Annotated in this window: 22 protein-coding genes and 2 pseudogenes; 21 read left to right on the top strand and 3 right to left on the bottom strand. The window is 53.6% G+C overall.

Translation table 11 applies throughout. The features are described from left to right. Positions 1 to 216, bottom strand: a 216-nt coding sequence (locus tag CD000_RS18030) for a UPF0236 family transposase-like protein (protein WP_198962484.1), incomplete at its 3' end; no start/stop codon positions are given. A 226-nt stretch (positions 217 to 442) separates the two neighbouring features. On the opposite strand from CD000_RS18030, the pseudogene CD000_RS18035 reads away from it, so the two are divergent. The 20 genes and pseudogenes from CD000_RS18035 to lysA form a co-directional block, all read left to right on the top strand. Beyond that, positions 443 to 640, top strand: a pseudogene (locus tag CD000_RS18035) (TIGR00375 family protein); the annotation flags it as partial. A 219-nt stretch (positions 641 to 859) separates the two neighbouring features. After that, on the top strand, positions 860 to 1,525 hold the full coding sequence (gene spoIIM, locus CD000_RS04050; protein ID WP_013144830.1) for a stage II sporulation protein M: 666 nt from the start codon (positions 860 to 862) through the stop codon (positions 1,523 to 1,525). Positions 1,526 to 1,622: 97 nt separating this feature from the next. Continuing rightward, on the top strand, positions 1,623 to 2,075 hold the full coding sequence (fur, locus tag CD000_RS04055; RefSeq protein ID WP_011231799.1) for a ferric iron uptake transcriptional regulator: 453 nt from the start codon (positions 1,623 to 1,625) through the stop codon (positions 2,073 to 2,075). 100 nt (positions 2,076 to 2,175) lie between these two features. Continuing rightward, entirely contained in the window at positions 2,176 to 2,388 is a 213-nt protein-coding gene (locus tag CD000_RS04060) for a YqzK family protein (RefSeq protein WP_011231798.1), read from the top strand. Positions 2,389 to 2,394: 6 nt separating this feature from the next. Further along, complete coding sequence (gene xerD, locus CD000_RS04065; RefSeq protein WP_011231797.1) at positions 2,395 to 3,291, top strand: site-specific tyrosine recombinase XerD; 897 nt, start codon at positions 2,395 to 2,397, stop codon at positions 3,289 to 3,291. 131 nt (positions 3,292 to 3,422) lie between these two features. Further along, complete coding sequence (gene deoB, locus CD000_RS04070; RefSeq protein WP_020278266.1) at positions 3,423 to 4,610, top strand: phosphopentomutase; 1,188 nt, start codon at positions 3,423 to 3,425, stop codon at positions 4,608 to 4,610. Between the two features lie 29 nt (positions 4,611 to 4,639). Further along, positions 4,640 to 5,476, top strand: a complete 837-nt coding sequence (locus tag CD000_RS04075) for a purine-nucleoside phosphorylase (protein ID WP_096224952.1) — start codon at positions 4,640 to 4,642, stop codon at positions 5,474 to 5,476. A gap of 5 nt (positions 5,477 to 5,481) precedes the next feature. Continuing rightward, a complete protein-coding gene (locus CD000_RS04080) occupies positions 5,482 to 6,783 on the top strand; it encodes a pyrimidine-nucleoside phosphorylase (RefSeq protein ID WP_042382494.1) in 1,302 nt (433 codons plus the stop codon). Between the two features lie 166 nt (positions 6,784 to 6,949). After that, the gene (locus CD000_RS04085) at positions 6,950 to 8,125 is read left to right on the top strand and encodes a D-alanyl-D-alanine carboxypeptidase family protein (RefSeq protein WP_011231793.1); all 1,176 of its coding nucleotides are present in this window, start codon (positions 6,950 to 6,952) and stop codon (positions 8,123 to 8,125) included. A 125-nt stretch (positions 8,126 to 8,250) separates the two neighbouring features. Further along, entirely contained in the window at positions 8,251 to 8,601 is a 351-nt protein-coding gene (gene spoIIAA / locus CD000_RS04090; protein ID WP_014196264.1) for an anti-sigma F factor antagonist, read from the top strand. Beyond that, positions 8,602 to 9,042 (top strand): anti-sigma F factor, encoded by a 441-nt coding sequence (gene spoIIAB, locus CD000_RS04095; protein WP_011231791.1) that lies wholly within the window; start codon positions 8,602 to 8,604, stop codon positions 9,040 to 9,042. 13 nt (positions 9,043 to 9,055) lie between these two features. Continuing rightward, complete coding sequence (gene sigF / locus CD000_RS04100; protein WP_096224953.1) at positions 9,056 to 9,808, top strand: RNA polymerase sporulation sigma factor SigF; 753 nt, start codon at positions 9,056 to 9,058, stop codon at positions 9,806 to 9,808. 311 nt (positions 9,809 to 10,119) lie between these two features. Then, positions 10,120 to 10,743 carry a stage V sporulation protein AA gene (locus CD000_RS04105; RefSeq protein WP_096226227.1) on the top strand — a complete coding sequence of 208 codons (624 nt, stop codon included), beginning with the start codon at positions 10,120 to 10,122 and terminating at the stop codon, positions 10,741 to 10,743. Continuing rightward, positions 10,730 to 11,161, top strand: a complete 432-nt coding sequence (locus CD000_RS04110) for a stage V sporulation protein AB (RefSeq protein ID WP_096224954.1) — start codon at positions 10,730 to 10,732, stop codon at positions 11,159 to 11,161. The genes CD000_RS04105 and CD000_RS04110 overlap by 14 nt, the downstream gene beginning before the upstream one ends. Positions 11,162 to 11,178: 17 nt before the next feature. Beyond that, positions 11,179 to 11,607: a SpoVA/SpoVAEb family sporulation membrane protein gene (locus tag CD000_RS04115; protein WP_096224955.1), complete on the top strand. Its 429-nt coding sequence runs from the start codon at positions 11,179 to 11,181 to the stop codon at positions 11,605 to 11,607. Between the two features lie 18 nt (positions 11,608 to 11,625). Continuing rightward, positions 11,626 to 12,654: a stage V sporulation protein AD gene (spoVAD, locus tag CD000_RS04120; protein WP_011231786.1), complete on the top strand. Its 1,029-nt coding sequence runs from the start codon at positions 11,626 to 11,628 to the stop codon at positions 12,652 to 12,654. A gap of 39 nt (positions 12,655 to 12,693) precedes the next feature. Then, a complete protein-coding gene (locus CD000_RS04125) occupies positions 12,694 to 13,044 on the top strand; it encodes a SpoVA/SpoVAEb family sporulation membrane protein (RefSeq protein WP_012820684.1) in 351 nt (116 codons plus the stop codon). Between the two features lie 5 nt (positions 13,045 to 13,049). Further along, positions 13,050 to 13,661: pseudogene (gene spoVAEA, locus CD000_RS04130) on the top strand (stage V sporulation protein SpoVABEA). After that, positions 13,609 to 15,087, top strand: a complete 1,479-nt coding sequence (locus CD000_RS04135) for a spore germination protein (RefSeq protein WP_096224956.1) — start codon at positions 13,609 to 13,611, stop codon at positions 15,085 to 15,087. The pseudogene spoVAEA and the gene CD000_RS04135 overlap by 53 nt, the downstream one beginning before the upstream one ends. A 313-nt stretch (positions 15,088 to 15,400) precedes the next feature. Next, positions 15,401 to 16,720, top strand: a complete 1,320-nt coding sequence (lysA, locus tag CD000_RS04140) for a diaminopimelate decarboxylase (RefSeq protein ID WP_011231782.1) — start codon at positions 15,401 to 15,403, stop codon at positions 16,718 to 16,720. 71 nt (positions 16,721 to 16,791) lie between these two features. On the opposite strand, the gene CD000_RS04145 is transcribed toward lysA, so the two are convergent. Both CD000_RS04145 and CD000_RS19015 read right to left on the bottom strand, forming a co-directional pair. Next, on the bottom strand, positions 16,792 to 17,670 hold the full coding sequence (locus tag CD000_RS04145; RefSeq protein ID WP_011231781.1) for a DUF1002 domain-containing protein: 879 nt from the start codon (positions 17,668 to 17,670) through the stop codon (positions 16,792 to 16,794). Positions 17,671 to 17,705: 35 nt separating this feature from the next. Beyond that, on the bottom strand, positions 17,706 to 17,909 hold the full coding sequence (locus tag CD000_RS19015) for a hypothetical protein (protein WP_233130396.1): 204 nt from the start codon (positions 17,907 to 17,909) through the stop codon (positions 17,706 to 17,708). A gap of 64 nt (positions 17,910 to 17,973) precedes the next feature. Between CD000_RS19015 and CD000_RS18050 the strand changes: the two genes are divergently transcribed. Next, positions 17,974 to 18,200: UPF0236 family transposase-like protein (locus CD000_RS18050; RefSeq protein ID WP_033013094.1), on the top strand; the 227-nt coding region annotated here is incomplete at its 3' end.

Raw genomic sequence — 18,200 nt, forward strand, 5'->3', positions numbered from 1 at the left:
GTTCCGTCGAAACGTCACTTCTCCAAACAGCGTTTGGATCGTGGTCGGCCGTTTGTCTTTCAGCTGATACCGGCGCTTGTCCCGCGCTTCCGCCAGTTGTTGATCAATCTCCTCCAAAAGGGCCGCCAACAAGACAGCGAACACCTTTTGAAGAGTTCTGACTAATTGTTCCTCCAGCTCTTTTAATAAAGGCCATTCTGTGGTAAGATGTTTCATGGACTCTCTCCCTCCTGTTTTCGGTTGATGTTGACAATCACCATCATAGCAGGGAGAGAGTCCTTTTTGCATGACATTTGCTTTTTTCTACCGCGCTTCGCTTGGTGGCCCCGACGAGCGTCGCGAACAAAAGTTCGCAACCCTCGTCGGGGAATCATTCCTGAATGTCACCCACAAATATTTTACTCACACTCCTCCCCGACTTTCGCTCTCGCTTAGAAGTCGGGGTCTCCTCGCCAAAGATGATGAAAAGCTGCTCGCCCGTTTTGGCACGGAAATGAGCGTTCTTCATGAGGCGGCGGAGGAAGAGATCGCGGAGACGGTGGGAGAAAAGTTGGCCCAACTGATCGTCCTTGCCCGCAGCGGTGCGCTCCATATCGAGGCCGGGGGCGGTGGGAGGTACGGGAAAGTGCGGGAGGGGTAACCACTCGGGCAGCGCTCCTGCCGTTCATCATCATGCCGTGCGTGCTGCTTGGCCCAGCCATGCGCCAATGGACCGAGGCGGCGTGCCGCCCGTGGAGTTGGTCACACGTCGGTGTTGAGCTGCTTTTTTACTACATCACCAGCCTTTTAGAAAAACAGTCATACCGAAAGCGGATGGACATACAATCTACTAAGAGACAAAGTAGGAGGACGAAGCACAATGAGAACCCATCCGCTGAAATCGGCTATCGCTGTTCATTGGCGTGAACATGCTTCGCTGTACGTGTTTGTCATCGTCCTGTTTCTCATGGGCGTCATTTTCGGCGCCATTGTCGTCAACAGCCTCGGTTTCAGTCAAAAGCAAGACTTGTACTATTACTTGACGCAATTTTTTGGACAAGTGTCAAAAGACAATATCGCAAGCGCCCATGATATGTTCCGGCAAAGCTATATGCACAACGTCAAATATACCGCGCTGATGTGGGTGCTTGGCATTTCTGTCATTGGCTTGCCGATCATTCTTGTTTTGCTGTTTTTCAAAGGCGTCGTTGTCGGCTTTACGGTTGGCTTTTTAGTCAACCAAATGGGTTGGCGCGGGTTTCTTTTGTCGTTTGTGTCCATCATGCCGCAAAATTTGGTGGCCATTCCACTCATGATCGTCATGGGCGTCATTTCGATTTCGTTTTCCTTGCACATGGTGCGCAACCAGTTTATGAAGCGGCCGCATGGATCGATGTTTCCGATGGTGATGCGCTACGCAGCGGCGATGGCGGCTGTCGCCCTTGGGCTGCTTCTTTCCTCAGCGGTCGAGGCATATCTTTCGCCGGCATTGATGAAACAGGCGGTTCAATGGACAATGAGTTTAATCATAATGAATATTATATAATAACCATTATCATTTCTTCATAATAGTGATTTTACTTTGATACTTCCCTCGTGCATTTGTTATAATGATGGGTGAATGGCGAGGGAGGAATGAAAAGATGGAAGATCGTGTGGAACGAATCAAGAAGCAGCTGCATTCGGCGGGTTACAAGTTAACGCCGCAGCGGGAAGCGACGGTAAGAGTCCTGCTTGAACATGAAGAAGACCATTTAAGCGCGGAAGACGTCTACCTCCTCGTGAAAGAAAAATCCCCAGAAATCGGGTTGGCGACCGTTTATCGGACGCTCGAGCTGTTAACCGAGCTGAAAATTGTCGATAAAATCAATTTCGGGGACGGGGTGTCGCGCTATGACCTCCGCAAGGAAGGAGCGGCCCATTTTCATCACCACCTCATCTGCTTAGAATGCGGGTCGGTGGCGGAAATTCAAGAAGATTTGCTTGAGGATGTCGAAGCGATTGTTGAGGAGAAGTGGAAATTTAAAATTAAAGACCATCGTTTGACGTTCCACGGCATTTGTCACCGTTGCCAGCAAAAGCATGAAGAAAAATAAAAACCTTTTCCAACGGGAAAGGTTTTTTGCGTATAAACAACGAAACAAATGGCATATCCTCATACTAGCAAGCTGACAAGCAGCTGATAGGGAGGATGCCATGAAAACCGTTTGGCAAATGGTGAAAGTGTTTCTTTTATTTACGGGATGCACCATTTTATTTTATTATAGTCTTGTATGGTTTAACCGCGAGTACGAGTATTACCACCGATACGATGAGCCGAAGGGATCGGCGGTCAAAGTATCGGCGGCGGAGAGTGCGCCGCCAAGTTGGCTCGACCGGCTGTTATTTTTTTATCGCGATGGGGAGTAGAGAGCGTTGGAATACGAGTTGAAAGATTTTCTGCATTATTTGACGGTGGAGCGGAATTTGGCGCACAATACGATCGTTTCATATGAACGCGATTTGAAAAAATACGTCCGCTATTTGCGCCAAGTCGAGCAGCTTCAGGCGTGGGGCGAAGTGGAGCGCCTCCATATTCTCCATTTTTTAAAGTTTTTAAGCGAACAAGGGCAATCGGCGCGGACGATCGCCCGCCATTTGGCGTCGATCCGTTCGTTTCATCAGTTTTTGCTAAGGGAGAAAATCGCGGCGCAAGACCCGACCGTCCATATCGAAACGCCGCAGTTTGAACGGACGCTGCCGAAAGTGCTGTCGGTCGAGGAAGTCGAGGCGCTGCTTGCAGCGCCGCAAGTGAGCACACCGTTTGGGCTGCGCGACAAGGCGATGCTGGAGCTGTTGTATGCGACCGGCATGCGCGTCAGTGAGCTTGTGCAGCTCAACTTAAGCGACGTGCATTTGACGATGGGGTTTGTCCGCTGCTATGGAAAAGGGCGGAAAGAGCGGATCGTGCCGATCGGGCGCATGGCGATTGAAGCGCTTGCCCACTATTTGGAGCGAGGGCGCCCGCAGCTTGTCAATCCGCGACGACGGGCAACGGAGGCGCTGTTTTTGAACCATTATGGCCAGCGGTTGACACGGCAAGGGTTTTGGAAAATTTTAAAGCGGCTCGCGAAAGAAGCCGGCATCGAAAAAGAATTGACGCCGCATACGCTTCGGCATTCGTTTGCGACGCATCTGCTTGAGAACGGAGCCGATTTGCGCGCTGTGCAAGAGTTGCTTGGGCATGCCGACATTTCGACGACGCAAATGTATACGCATGTTACGAAAACGCGCCTAAAAGACGTGTACAAACAGTACCACCCGCGCGCCTAGCAGCTGCCGTATGCTAGGCGCTTGCCTGTCGTTTTAGTTGTCAGACTTCTGACCAATTGGCCATAGGCGTGTTTTCGCGAAAATACGGGAACGATAGAAAGAGACTCCATTTTTCATTGCAGGCAGGGGGAATGAATGTGAAAACGACATACCGGCGCGTTTTTTTGATTGTGATGGATTCAGTCGGCATCGGCGAGGCGCCGGATGCCGAGAAATACAACGACAAAGGAGCGGATACGCTCGGCCATATCGCTGAGTATCGCGGCGGCCTCTATATGCCGAACATGGCGAAGCTCGGCCTAAGCCATATTCGTGAGATCAAAGGGGTGCCGAAAGTCGAGCGACCGCTCGCGTACTATACAAAAATGAAGGAAGCATCGGCTGGAAAAGATACGATGACAGGCCATTGGGAGCTGATGGGCCTTCGCATCGACAAGCCGTTCCGCGTCTTTCCGAACGGGTTCCCAGATGAATTGATCGCTGAGCTCGAGCGGCGCACCGGCCGGAACGTGATCGGCAACAAACCGGCGAGCGGAACAGCGATCATCGAAGAGCTTGGCGAAGAGCATATGAAAACAGGGGCGATCATCGTCTATACATCAGCCGACTCCGTCTTGCAAATCGCCGCCCATGAACAAGTTGTGCCGCTTGATGAATTGTACCGCATTTGCGAAATCGCTCGTGAATTGACGCGCGACGAGCCGTATATGGTCGGGCGCGTCATTGCCCGACCGTTCATCGGCAAACCCGGCCATTTTGAGCGAACCGCCAACCGGCACGACTATGCGCTTAAGCCGTTTGGCAAAACGGTGATGAATGAATTGAAAGACGCCGGTTATGAAGTGATTGCCATCGGGAAGATCGCCGATATTTACGACAATGAAGGAGTTACCCAGTCGTTGCGAACGACATCCAATATGGACGGAATGGATAAGCTCGTCGACACGCTCGGCATGGACTTTACCGGGTTGAGTTTCGTCAATCTCGTCGATTTTGACGCTAAATACGGCCATCGCCGCGACCCAAAAGGTTACGGCGATGCGCTCGAAGAGTTTGACGCCCGGCTTGCCGATGTGTTGCCGCGCTTGACGGCGGACGACTTGCTTATCATCACCGCTGACCACGGCAACGACCCGATTCACCACGGAACTGACCATACGCGCGAATATGTGCCGCTTCTTGTGTACAGCCCGCGATTTCGCGGCGGCAAGCCGCTCCCAGTCCGCGAGACGTTTGCCGATGTCGGCGCAACGATTGCGGATAACTTCCAAGTCAACCGGCCGCCGTACGGAACAAGCTTTTTGGCTGATTTGGCCTAACTTCATAAAGAACGATGAGGGGGAAAAGAATGGATCGACAAGCGATTGAAAAAACCGCCGGTCATTTGCGCCCATTGATGCCAACTCTGCCTGAAATCGGTCTCATTCTCGGCTCGGGGCTCGGCGTGCTCGCTGATGAAATCGAAGAGGCGGTTCGCATTCCGTATGAAGATATTCCCGGATTTCCAGTGTCGACCGTTGAAGGACACGCTGGACGGCTCGTATATGGGCGGCTTGAGGGGGCGACCGTTGTCGCCATGCAAGGGCGGTTTCATTATTATGAAGGGTATTCGCTTCAGGAAGTGACGTTTCCCGTCCGGGTGATGAAGGCGCTTGGCGTCCGCGAATTGATCGTGACAAACGCTGCGGGCGGCATCAACGAACGGTTCCAGCCCGGCGATTTCATGATCATTTCCGACCATATCAACTTGCTGGGCACAAATCCGCTCATTGGTCCGAACGATCCGGAGCTTGGTCCGCGCTTTCCGGACATGACGGAAGCGTACAGCCGGCGGCTGCGCGAGCTCGCCAAGGAAACGGCGGCGAGACTTGGCGTTCGCGTGCATGAAGGAGTATATGTCGCCAATACGGGGCCGTCGTACGAAACGCCGGCGGAAATCCGCATGATTCGTACGCTCGGCGGCGATGCGGTCGGCATGTCGACCGTCCCGGAAGTGATCGTCGCCCGCCACGGCGGCATTGAGGTGCTCGGCATTTCGTGCATTTCGAATATGGCTGCAGGGATGTCGGATGCTCCGCTTCACCACGACGAAGTGGTTGAAACGGCCGAGCGGGTGAAGACGGACTTTTTGCGGTTTGTGAAAGCGATTGTCGCCGAAATGGCGAAATCAAAACGAAAAAGGTGATCGCGATGCGAATGGTCGATTTGATTGCGAAAAAGCGCGACGGAAAGGCGCTGACGAAGGAAGAAATTGAGTGGATCGTCCGAGGGTATACAAACGGGGACATTCCCGATTACCAAATGAGCGCGCTCGCGATGGCGATTTATTTCCGCGGCATGACCGAGGAAGAAACGGCCGCGCTGACGATGGCGATGGTGCACTCCGGCGAAATGCTCGATTTGTCGAGTATTCGCGGCGTGAAAGTCGATAAACATTCGACCGGCGGGGTCGGCGATACGACGACGCTCGTTTTAGGGCCGCTTGTCGCTTCTGTCGGCGTGCCGGTGGCGAAAATGTCTGGGCGCGGCCTCGGCCATACGGGCGGCACGATCGACAAACTCGAGTCCGTGCCCGGGTTTCATGTCGAGATCAGCAAAGACGAGTTCATTCGACTCGTGAATGAAAACGGAATCGCCATTATCGGCCAAACGGGCGATTTGACACCGGCTGACAAAAAGCTATATGCGCTTCGCGATGTGACGGCGACCGTCAACAGCATTCCGCTCATCGCCTCGTCGATCATGAGCAAAAAAATTGCCGCTGGGGCTGATGCCATCGTCTTGGATGTGAAAACGGGCGCCGGAGCGTTTATGAAGGAACTTGACGAGGCGCGCCGGCTCGCTCGAGCGATGGTCGACATTGGCAAGCGCGTCGGCCGCCGGACGATGGCGGTCATTTCTGACATGAGCCAGCCGCTCGGCTATGCCGTCGGCAACGCCTTGGAAGTGAAAGAGGCCATCGAAACGTTAAAAGGAGACGGGCCGCACGATTTAACCGAACTTTGTTTGACGCTCGGCAGCCATATGGTCTATTTGGCGGAGAAGGCGCCATCGCTTGATGAGGCGCGCCGTTTGCTTGAAGAGGCGATTCGCAGCGGGGCCGCCATCGCGGCGTTCAAAACGTTTTTGGCCGCTCAAGGTGGAGATGCATCGGTCGTTGACGATCTGGATAAATTGCCAAAGGCGGCCTATACGTCGACCGTCACGGCGGCTGCCGACGGCTATGTCGCCGAGATGGCCGCCGATGACATCGGCACGGCCGCCATGTGGCTCGGAGCCGGCCGGGCGAAAAAAGAAGACGTGATCGATTTGGCGGTCGGCATTGTGCTCCATAAAAAAATCGGCGATCGCGTGCAGAAAGGGGAAGCGCTCGCCACGATTCACAGCAACCGGCCAGATGTGCTTGACGTGAAAGAAAAGATCGAGGCGGCTGTTCGTCTGTCGCCGCAGCCGGTTGCTCGGCCGCCGCTCATTTATGAGACCATCGTATAGAGAGGGACGCTGGCGATCCGCAAGGAAAAAAGCGGTTGTTCAAGAAGAAGACGCCTGAAACGCGTGTTTCGGGCGTTTTTTTGTTTTTTGGAAAATGAGCTGTTTTTTTGTATAAAAATATCTCGCCTGGAAAAAATGGCATGTATAAAGAATGGAGGTTTGGGAGATGAAAACGAAAGTCACTCGTCTTCTTTTATTGCCGTTTCTTCTTTTTCTTCCTCTTTCTGCCCATGCCGAGGCGAAAGAGATGAAGGAAGCGAAAGTGAAGCTGGCCGATGAGGCGAAATCAGCCATTTTGATTGAACGCGACACCGGCAAAGTATTGTATGAAAAAAATGCCCATGAACCATTGCCGCCGGCGAGCATGACGAAAATTATGACGATGCTGCTAGTCATGGAAGCCATCGATGAAGGAAAGCTGTCCTACGATGAAAAAGTGCGGGCGAGCGAATACGCCGCGTCAATGGGTGGATCGCAAATTTTCCTCGAGCCGGGCGAGGAAATGACCGTCGATGAGCTGCTGCGCGGCATTGCCATCGGTTCGGCCAACGACGCGTCGGTCGCTATGGCTGAGCAGATCGCCGGGTCGGAAGAAGCATTTGTCGAGATGATGAATGAAAAAGCGAAACAGCTCGGCTTAAAAAACACTCATTTCGCCAATGCGACCGGCCTGCCGGCGGAACATCACTACAGCAGCGCTTATGATATGGCCATGATGGCGCGCGAACTGTTGAAATATGAAGATATTACGAAATATACGAGCAAGTACGAAGACTATTTGCGCGAAAATACGGACAAAAAGTTTTGGCTCGTCAATACGAACCGGCTTGTTAAATTTTATCCGGGCGTTGACGGCCTGAAAACCGGATATACAGCCGAAGCGAAATATTGTTTGACCGCCACGGCGAAAAAGAACGGCATGCGCGTCATCGCTGTTGTGTTTGGAGCACCGACGCCGAAATCGCGCAATGCGCAAATTACGAAGATGCTCGATTACGCGTTTTCCCAATATCGAACTCACCCGGTGTACAAACGGAATGAAACAGTCGCCCGCGTCAACATAAGCAAAGGCAAACGGTCATCCGTCGAAGCGGTGACGTCGGAGCCGGTGTCGGTGCTGACGAAAAAAGGGCAGTCGGTCGAGCAGATCGAAAAAGTGATCAAAGTGAAAGACAATGTGAAAGCACCCGTTCGCAAAGGCGATGAGCTTGGCGTCCTCATTTTAAAACAGGATGGAAAAGAAATTTTGCACAGCCCGATCGTCGCCAAGCAAACGGTCGAAGAAGCGAGCTTTTGGGACTTGTTTAAGCGGGTGTTTGGCCGCTTCGTGCAAGCGGGATAATGTCAAGTTTTGCGGTCTTTTCGCTCTTTTTGGCGAACGACCACTAGTTTTGTCGAGCGGCAGGATTTCGGGCGGACAGCAGCGAAATGTCTCCATATCCTGAAATGGACAAGGGGGAACACGCTGTGAGTCTCGCGATCGACTTGGAAGTGAAGCAAGACGTGCTCATCGTTCGCCTGTCTGGGGAGCTTGACCATCATACAGCCGAACAATTGCGTGAACAAGTGACGGATGTGCTCGAAAACCGAGCGGTCCGCCACATCGTGCTCAATTTAGGACAATTGACGTTCATGGACAGCTCTGGCCTCGGCGTCATTCTCGGACGCTATAAACAAATCAAAAACGTCGGCGGGCAGATGGTTGTATGCGCCGTATCGCCGGCCGTCAAACGGCTGTTTGACATGTCGGGTCTGTTTAAAATCATCCGCGTTGAGGCGGATGAGCAATTCGCCTTGCAAGCATTGGGGGTGGCGTAAATGCGCAACGAAATGCACCTCCAATTTTCTGCCCGCAGCGAAAATGAATCGTTCGCCCGTGTGACCGTGGCGGCGTTCGTCGCCCAGCTTGACCCGACGATGGACGAACTGACGGAAATTAAAACGGTTGTCTCTGAGGCGGTGACAAACGCGATCATTCACGGCTACAACAACGATCCGAACGGCATCGTCTCCATTTCCGTCATCATTGAAGACGGTGTCGTCCATTTGACGGTGAGAGACGAAGGAGTCGGCATTCCTGACATCGAAGAAGCGCGCCAGCCGTTGTTTACGACAAAGCCCGAGCTCGAGCGGTCAGGGATGGGCTTTACCATTATGGAAAACTTCATGGACGAAGTCATCGTCGAATCGGAAGTGAATAAAGGGACGACTGTGTATTTGAAAAAGCATATTGCGAAAAGCAAAGCGTTATGTAACTGAGGGAGACATGCCTATGGATGTCGATGTCAAGCAAGATCAGTCGCCAATCAAAGATCAGGAGATGAAAGAGCTGATCCGCCGCAGCCAAGAAGGCGATCAAGAAGCGCGTGATGAAATTATTGAAAAAAACATGCGCCTCGTCTGGTCGGTCGTTCAACGTTTTTTAAACCGCGGCTATGAAGCGGACGACTTGTTTCAAATCGGCTGCATCGGCTTGTTAAAGTCGGTCGACAAGTTTGACCTGTCGTATGACGTCAAGTTTTCGACGTACGCCGTGCCGATGATCATTGGGGAGATTCAGCGGTTTCTTCGCGACGACGGCACCGTCAAAGTGAGCCGTTCGCTGAAAGAGATGGGCAACAAAATCCGCAAGGCGAAAGATGAGCTGTCGAAAACGCGCGGGCGGGCGCCGACGGTTACGGAAATCGCCGACCATTTAGGCATTTCCCCTGAGGAAGTCGTTCTCGCCCAAGAGGCCGTCCGCTCGCCGACATCGATTCACGAAACGGTGTACGAAAACGACGGCGATCCGATTACGTTGCTTGATCAAATCGCTGACGCCGACGAAGCGTCATGGTTTGACAAAATCGCCTTAAAAAAAGCGATCGAAGAACTCGACGAGCGTGAGAGGCTGATCGTCTATTTGCGCTATTACAAAGACCAAACCCAGTCCGAAGTGGCATTGAGGCTCGGCATCTCTCAAGTGCAAGTATCCCGGCTGGAAAAGAAAATATTGCAGCACATAAAGGACAAAATGGACGGATAGTCCATTTTGTCCGCACGGAGTGAGCAACAAAATGGACGGATAGTCCATTTTGTCCGCACAGGTGTGTTCAAAATGGACGGATGTCAATTCATCGGCGGTGAACCATGAATCGCATCCGCCTTTTGGTCTGTAAGCGCATCTTGGAACGCTTTTTCCATAGCAAGCAACAAAAGTCTAAAAAAGAATGGGCATTTTTTGCCCATTCTTTTCTATTTTTATGAAATCGATGGTGAACGCCGACAGGCCGCATGATCGGTGTTTTTGCCAACCAAACTAAAGAAAAACAAAATGGGGACAAAGGTGTGAAGCAAATGGCCAACACCGTATTTATCAAGCCGCGCCATCGCGTGCAAGTCAAGCCGGGGGCGGTGGTGACGCTCGGGCAGGCGGCCCAAATCGCTGCGCCGGATGGCGGGCTCATTCGGCGGTTGAAGACGATTCCGCTCTATCGCATCCAGCCCAGCGATAAAAATATCGTCATCATCGATATGATGCAAATGATCCGGGCTGTGTTTGATGTGGATTCCTCGCTTGATGTGCAGATGATCGGCCCATCGCAGACGATCATTGAAGTCGTCTATGAAAAACGGAAGGTTTCGACCGCTTCCTTCGTTCTCGTTTGGCTTCTTTTGTTCGTCGGTTCGGCGATGGCGATCATGAACTTTCACGAGGACGTCAGCATGCAACGGGTGCATCGCCATCTGTACGAGATGGTGACCGGCCAAGCGGTCGATAAACCGCTGCTTTTGCAAATTCCATATTCGCTTGGGCTCGGCATCGGGATGATTTTATTTTTCAACCATTGGTTCCGCAAACGAATCAACGAGGAGCCCAGCCCTCTTGAAGTCGAAATGTTCAACTACCAGCAATCGATCGATCAGTACGTCATTTTGCATGAAAACAAAGAAAGCTTGAAGCCTCTTGACGACGCTTGAGATTTTGCTGGTAGTGTTCGTCGGCTTCGCCGGAGGGTTGGCGGTCGGAACCGGATTTGTCGCTTTTTTGGTCGTGCTTGGCGTCATCCCGCGCCTGACGCAGCTGACGAAAACGCCAAAACGCATTCACGCCTATGAATGGGGGGCTGTAGCCGGCGCCATCGTTGGCGGTTGGATGAGTTTGCGCCATTCGGTTTGGTATTTATCCAAATATTGGCTAGCGCCGATCGGATTGTTTCATGGTGTGTTTATCGGAATGCTCGCTGCCGCTTTAACAGAGGTGTTGAACGTTTGGCCGATTTTAGCGAAGCGGATCGGCGTCGATGATAAAATCGTCATTTTACTTATGGCCATCGCCTTTGGCAAAGTGGCCGGTTCGTTGTTACATTGGCTTTATTTTGTCGATCACTTTCGCTGACAAAGGGGGAAGGAAACGTGGGATTAAAGTCCGATTATGTCCGCGAGGTGAAGGCGTTTCAGCCTTCTCCCCCATACGCCGCCAATGCGGTAAAAGCGTTTCTTGTCGGCGGGGCGCTTTGTGCGTTGGCGCAATGGCTCGTTGATTGGTATGGCGGCACGTTTGCCGCTTCGCCGCTCGAGGCTCATCTGTGGGCGTCTATGGTGATGGCCGGATTGGCGATTGTGCTGACGGCCGTCGGGAAATATGATGATTTCAGCCAATTTGCCGGTGCGGGGGCGACGATGCTCATTACAGGGCTGGCCAATGCGATCGCGAGCGCTGCCATCGAACATCGCAGCGAAGGATGGACGGCCGGGGTGGCCGGGCAGATGTTGAAAGTCGGTGGGGCAGCGGTCATTTATGGTCTGATTGCCGCCTATGTGCTTGGCCTTGTTTGGCCGTGACGAAAAGAGGGATTGGCCATGAAACGTGTCGGAAAGCAGACATGGGTGTTTGACGATGGTGTTTACATCCAAGCGGCCGCTGCCGCAGTCGGGCCGCTTGAAGCCGACGGGCCGCTCGGAAGTTATTTTGATGTTTGCCATCGCGACTTATATTGCGGCGAAGCGACGTGGGAGCTGGCCGAGCGGAGGCTGATGCGGGAGGCGGTGGACTGCTGCTTGCAAAAGGCGGGCGTCTCTGCCGAAGAAGTCGATCTATTTTTGGCCGGTGATTTGTTAAACCAAAATGCGACATCGAACTATGTCGCCCGCGAGCTGCCGATTCCGTTTTTATGCTTGTTCGGCGCCTGTTCGACCTCGATGCAAACGTTGGCGGCAGCCGCTGCGTTTGTCGCTGGGGGATTGGCTGATCGGGCGCTTGCGGCGACAAGCAGTCATAACGCGACGGCCGAACGGCAGTTTCGCTACCCGACTGAACTGGGGGTGCAAAAGCCGAAAACGGCGACGTTCACCGTCACGGGCGCCGGCGCCGCGCTCGTTGGCCGCGCGCCGGGACGTTGGCGCGTCCGGGCGGCGACGATCGGCAAAGTCGTTGACGCCGGGCTGAAAAACCCACTCGACATGGGGGCGGCGATGGCCCCGGCGGCGGCCGATACGATCGAGCAGCATTTCCGTGACTTAGGCGTCTCGCCGGGCGATTACGATTTGATTGTCACCGGCGACTTGTCGCGCGTCGGCAGCGTCATCGTCCGCGAGTTGCTTGCTGAATCAGGCTACGATGTGACCGACGTTTACAACGATTGCGGGCTGATGATTTACCGGCCAGATCAAAAGGTGTTCGCCGGCGGCAGCGGTTGCGCCTGCTCGGCGGTCGTCACGTACGGGTATTTGCTTCAAGAGCTCGCCCGCGGAACGTTTCGACGCCTGTTTGTCGTCGCTACCGGGGCGCTCTTGAGTCAAACGATGGTGCAGCAAAAACAGTCGATCCCAGCGATCGCTCACGGCGTCGTCATCGAAGCGGCTGGACAGGAGCCGGATTTGCCGCCGTAGGACGTCTTTTATTTGGGAACGATCAGGAGGGAATGTGATATGGAATACGTCCGTGCCTTTCTCGCCGGCGGGCTGCTGTGCGCCATCGTTCAGCTCATCATCGACCGCGGCAAATGGACGCCGGCTGGCGTCGCCGGTTCGCTTGTCGTCTTTGGCGTACTCCTTGGCTTTGGCGGCGTCTATGATCCATTCGTCGCTTGGGCTGGCGCCGGGGCGACGATGCCGCTATGCGGATTTGGGTATTGGTTGGCGAAAGGGGCCATGGCAGAACCGCGGCCGGAGGGATTTGTCGAAACCGGAGCAGCGGTGTTCCGATTTGCCGGCGCCTTGTTCGCTTTTATCGTGGCTGGCTCTTTTGCCGCGGCGCTCACTTGCAAACCGAAAGGGTAGAGATGATGGAAAAACGACGAGTCATTTTAGTAACGGATGGGGACGAGTTCGCCTGCCGGGCGATTGAGCGGGTTGCCGCCGAGATCGGCGGCCGTTGCATTTCTCGCTCGCAAGGCAATCCGACGAAACTGAGCGGTGAACAGTTGGTCGAACTCATTTTGCAAACGCCGCACGATCCAGTGTTTGTCATGTTTGACGATTGCGGCGCCCTCGGGGAGGGGGCCGGAGAGCAGGCGCTTCGCTATGTGGCGACGCATGAGCAAATCCAAGTGCTCGGGGCGCTGGCGGTTGCCTCCAATACGCACCAGCATGAATAGACAAAAGTGCATGTGAGCATCGACCGTGACGGCGTGATGACCGAATATGGGGTCGATAAAGAAGGCGTCCGGGACCTCGAGATCGGGCGGATCAATGGCGATACCGTCTACTGCCTTGACCGGCTGAACATTCCGCTCATCGTCGGCATCGGCGACATCGGCAAAATGGGATATCGAGACCATGCGAAATACGGAGCGCCGATTACGCGCAAGGCGGTCGAGTTGATTCTCGAAAGGAGTGGTGGCCATGCCGGAAAAAGAAAAGAAACCGAAAGCGCCGATCGCGAAGCGGCTCGTTGACAACGCGAAGTTTTTGCAACAGCGGATCGGCGTCGGGACAAGCTTTGATTTAGGCGTGCGGAAAATCTATGTCCTAAACCGGGAAGTACATATTTACTACTGCAACGGTTTATGCGACACGCAATACATTATCGAATTGTTAAAACAAATTGTGCGCGTCAACGATGATGAACGCCAGGCGTCCCAAGCGTGGCAGATCATCGAAAATCGACTCGTTCATCAGCAAGTTAGTCCGGTGACGAGCCTCGACGAAGCGGTTGACAAGCTGCTGTCGGGCTTGATCATCGTCTTGATTGAAGGCGAATCGACCGGATTTGCTGTCGACGTCCGCAGCTATCCGGGTCGGCAGCCGCAAGAGCCGGATACGGAAAAAGTTGTGCGCGGCGCCCGCGACGGCTACGTCGAGAACATCATTGTCAACACGGCGCTCACCCGCCGCCGCATCCGCGACGAGCGGCTGCGCTTTGAAATTTTGCAAGTCGGCGAGCGGTCAAAAACGGACGTATGCATCGCCTATATTAAAGACGTCGCTGACCCGGGGCTTGTTGAACTCGTCAAGAAAGAGTTGCAGCAAATCAACGTCGATGGACTGACGATGGGCGACAAAACAGTCGAAGAGTTTTTAGTCAAGCAAGGATACAACCCGTACCCGCTCGTCCGTTATACCGAGAGGCCGGATGTAGCAACGACGCACCTGCTTGAAGGGCACGTGCTCATTATGGTTGATACATCGCCAAGCGTCATCATCACGCCGACAACATTTTTCCACCACGTCCAGCATGCCGAGGAATACCGGCAGTCGCCAGGGGTCGGGACGTTTGTGCGCTGGGTGCGGTTTTTAGGCATTTTGATGTCGTTGTTTTTGCTGCCGCTGTGGGTGCTGTTCGTCCTTGAACCGTCGTTGTTGCCCGAATCGTGGGCGTTTATTGGGCCGAACAAACAAACGAACATCCCGATCATTGTGCAAATTTTGCTCGCTGATTTTGGGATTGAGTTTTTGCGGATGGCAGCCATTCATACCCCGACGCCGCTATCAACCGCGATGGGTTTGATTGCCGCCGTCTTGATCGGACAAATCGCCATCGATGTCGGGCTGTTTGTGCCGGAAGTGATCTTGTACATTTCGGTGGCGGCGATCGGTTCATTTGCGACGCCAAGCTATGAGTTGAGCGTGGCGAATAAGATTTCTCGATTGGCATTGGTCATTCTTGTCGCCTTGTTTAAAGTGCCCGGGCTCGTCATTGGCACGACCGTTTATTTGCTTTGGCTCGCCAGCATCCGCTCGCTTAATACGCCGTACTTATGGCCGTTCATCCCGTTCGATCCAGCGGCATTTATGCAAATTGTCGTCCGCCGTTCGGTTGCCGGAGCGAGAGTGCGCCCGAGCATCGTTCACCCGCAAGACCGGCAAAAACAGCCGTCATGACGCGAACGATCCATTTGGAAGCGGCCGTCTCCACCTATTGGCGGCCGCTTTTTTCGTTTTAGCGCTATTGCAACTTTTTTATAATTATGATAAGTTATATTTAATTGCTTGCACTGATGGTGCTTGCCTCAGTGCTTCGCACGTTTGCACGGACGGAATGGGCATGGCCCAGCGCGGGGTGTGCGGCCTTCCGTTTCAAGGCAGAGCCGATGGCGCTCTGCGGTTTTCCGTTTTGTAAAGGCAGTTGCCGATTTTGCAAACTGTCTTTTTTGCTTTTGCCATGCGATTTCGATAGAGGAATGAGGGGTTTGCGATGTTTCTTCACGGGACAAGCCGCGTGAATGAACAAGGGCATTTGGAAATCGGCGGCGTCGATGTGGTCGAGTTGGCCAAAACGTATGGCACGCCGCTTTATATTTATGACGTTGCGTTGATCCGCGCTCGGGCGCGCGCGTTTAAAGAAGCGTTCCAGCGTCACGGCGTGCGGGCGCAAGTCGCGTATGCGAGCAAGGCGTTTTCCGCCGTCGCCATCGTGCAGCTGGCCGCTGAGGAGGGATTGTCGCTTGACGTCGTCTCAGGCGGTGAGCTGTATACGGCGCTTGCGGCCGGTTTTCCGCCTGAGCGCATCCATTTTCATGGCAACAACAAAAGCCGGGACGAATTGGCGATGGCGCTTGAACACGGCATCGGCTGCATCGTTGCCGACAACTTTTACGAACTCGAGCTGATCGAAGAGCTGGCGGCGTCATGCGGTCGGACGGTGCCGGTTTTGCTCCGCGTGACGCCGGGGGTCGAGGCGCATACGCACGATTACATTTTAACCGGGCAAGAAGATTCAAAGTTCGGCTTTGACTTAAACAACGGTCAGGCGGACGAGGCGTTTCGCCGTGTTATGGCATCGGCCGCGTTTCAGCTGCTCGGCGTTCATTGCCATATCGGCTCGCAAATTTTTGAAACAGCTGGGTTTGTGCTCGCGGCGCAAAAAGTGTTTGCCAAGCTGGCGGAGTGGAACAAGGAGCACGGATTTGTCCCAGCGGTTGTCAATCTTGGCGGCGGCTTTGGCATCCGCTATACGGAGGAAGACGACCCGATTCCGGTGACAGCGTACGTCGACTGCATTGTGGAAGAGGTGAAAAGGCAGGCCGAAGCTTGCCGCTTGCCGTTGCCGGAAATTTGGATCGAGCCGGGGCGGTCGCTCGTGGGTGATGCGGGAACGACGATTTATACGATCGGTTCGCGCAAAGAGGTGCCCAACGTCCGCACCTATATTGCCGTTGACGGCGGCATGAGCGACAACATCCGCCCGGCGCTTTACGGAGCGAAATACGAAGCCGCGCTCGCCAACCGGGTGTTCGGCGAGCCGACGGAAGTCGTATCGATCGCCGGGAAGTGTTGCGAGTCAGGCGACATGCTCATTTGGGACATCGCCCTGCCGGAAGCGAAGCCGGGCGATTATTTGGCCGTTTTTTGCACCGGCGCTTACGGCTATTCCATGGCGAACAATTACAACCGTCTGCCGCGCCCAGCCGTTGTGTTCGTTGAAAACGGCGACGCCCAGCTCGTTGTGAAACGGGAGACATATGAAGATTTGATCCAATATGATTTGCCTTTGAAAACGAAAGTGAAAAAGTGAAGGCCGCCGGTTGGAAAGAGAACGGCCTTCACAAAGAAAAGGCGCCCGCTGCTTTTTTTGGGCGCCTTCTTTTATTGTTGATTTGAGGAAAATGCTGATTTGATCGCGTTCCAAATTTCTTTGAAGATGTCGATAAGGTTTTGAATGAACGTTTTCCCTTCTTCTGACTGCAAAAACGCCGATAGCTGTTCTTTCGCCTTGCTCAGCTGATCGTTCACTTGATCCCAATTAATATGGGCGTTTTGCATTTTATGGAAAAGGGAAATCAGGTTGTTGATTTCATTCTCGCTCAGCGTAATGCCAAGGTCGTTGGCGATTTTTTCAATAAGGGCGCGCAAATCAGCGTCCGTCTGCGGTGGGTTGTTGGCGATTTCTTGTTTGATTTTCGCCAGCAGGGCGACCGCTTTGTCCGCGCCGATCGAATCGGCGAGCTTCGCCGTCTGCACCATTTCCTCGTTCGCCACTTTTTTGACATCATCAGGGATGGCTTGGTCCGAGGAAATTTCATACGCCTTCATCAGCCCCGTCAGCGCTGCGGTGCCGGAAACCGGAAACGGGGCGGTGATGTAAATATCGGCATCTTTCACCCCTGCGGTGATCAAGGCGTTTGTATACATCTCTTTCGTCACCCATGTGATGTTGTGCGTTTCGACATGAAGCCCCGAGCCGGGCTCTTTTATCGTGATCATCGACGACGAGATGGCGCGCGTGCCGATTTGCGCTTTCGGAATGAGTCCGTCCAAATATTTATGCTCCTCAACGTTTGAGACGGTGATCGTTTGCGCCCCGTCCGGCGCCTTCATTTCGTCGAGCACTTTTTGCTTTTGTTCATTCGTTAAGTTTTCCCCGAGCGTCACAATGACATCGCCCGGCGCGGCATCGGCCGCTGCGATGCCCGGAGATGCCAAGAGCACCGCCCAAAGCAGCGATGAAGCGATCGTTCGTTTCACATAGCTCGCCTCCTGTTTACGAAAATGCATTATCATTATACCGTACGCTCGCCTGCTTGGCTATCGGCAAAAAGCGGCGCGGTCAGGCGGCGTGCGAATTTGAAAAGACATTTTTGTGTGAGTAAAATATTTGTGGGTGACATTCCGAAATGATCCCCGACGAGGGTTGCGAACTTTTGTTCGCGACGCTCGTCGGGGCCACCAAGCGAAGCGCGGTAGAAAAAGCAAATGTCGTGCAAAAAGGACTCTCTCCCTGCTATGATGGTGATGACCAACATCCATAAAACAGGAGGGAGAGAGTCCATGAAACATCTTACCACAGAATGGCCTTTATTAAAAGAGCTGGAGGAACAATTAGTCAGAACTCTTCAAAAGGTGTTCGCTGTCTTGTTGGCGGCCCTTTTGGAGGAGATCGATCAACAACTGGCGGAAGCGCGGGACAAGCGCCGGTATCAGCTGAAAGACAAACGGCCGACCACGATCCAAACGCTGTTTGGAGAAGTGACGTTTCGACGGAACTACTACTATGA

Source organism: Geobacillus sp. FJAT-46040 (assembly GCF_002335725.1).
Classification (GTDB): domain Bacteria; phylum Bacillota; class Bacilli; order Bacillales; family Anoxybacillaceae; genus Geobacillus; species Geobacillus thermoleovorans.

Coding starts and splice junctions, on each gene's coding strand:
- fur (WP_011231799.1), top strand. CDS start 1,623: ATGGAAGATCGTGTGGAACGAATCAAGAAGCAGCTGCATTCGGCGGGT.
- CD000_RS04135 (WP_096224956.1), top strand. CDS start 13,609: ATGCCGGAAAAAGAAAAGAAACCGAAAGCGCCGATCGCGAAGCGGCTC.
- CD000_RS04080 (WP_042382494.1), top strand. CDS start 5,482: ATGCGAATGGTCGATTTGATTGCGAAAAAGCGCGACGGAAAGGCGCTG.
- deoB (WP_020278266.1), top strand. CDS start 3,423: ATGAATGTGAAAACGACATACCGGCGCGTTTTTTTGATTGTGATGGAT.
- sigF (WP_096224953.1), top strand. CDS start 9,056: ATGGATGTCGATGTCAAGCAAGATCAGTCGCCAATCAAAGATCAGGAG.
- spoIIAB (WP_011231791.1), top strand. CDS start 8,602: ATGCGCAACGAAATGCACCTCCAATTTTCTGCCCGCAGCGAAAATGAA.
- CD000_RS04075 (WP_096224952.1), top strand. CDS start 4,640: ATGGATCGACAAGCGATTGAAAAAACCGCCGGTCATTTGCGCCCATTG.
- CD000_RS04060 (WP_011231798.1), top strand. CDS start 2,176: ATGAAAACCGTTTGGCAAATGGTGAAAGTGTTTCTTTTATTTACGGGA.
- lysA (WP_011231782.1), top strand. CDS start 15,401: ATGTTTCTTCACGGGACAAGCCGCGTGAATGAACAAGGGCATTTGGAA.
- CD000_RS04105 (WP_096226227.1), top strand. CDS start 10,120: ATGGCCAACACCGTATTTATCAAGCCGCGCCATCGCGTGCAAGTCAAG.
- spoVAD (WP_011231786.1), top strand. CDS start 11,626: ATGAAACGTGTCGGAAAGCAGACATGGGTGTTTGACGATGGTGTTTAC.
- CD000_RS04125 (WP_012820684.1), top strand. CDS start 12,694: ATGGAATACGTCCGTGCCTTTCTCGCCGGCGGGCTGCTGTGCGCCATC.
- spoIIM (WP_013144830.1), top strand. CDS start 860: ATGAGAACCCATCCGCTGAAATCGGCTATCGCTGTTCATTGGCGTGAA.
- CD000_RS04085 (WP_011231793.1), top strand. CDS start 6,950: ATGAAAACGAAAGTCACTCGTCTTCTTTTATTGCCGTTTCTTCTTTTT.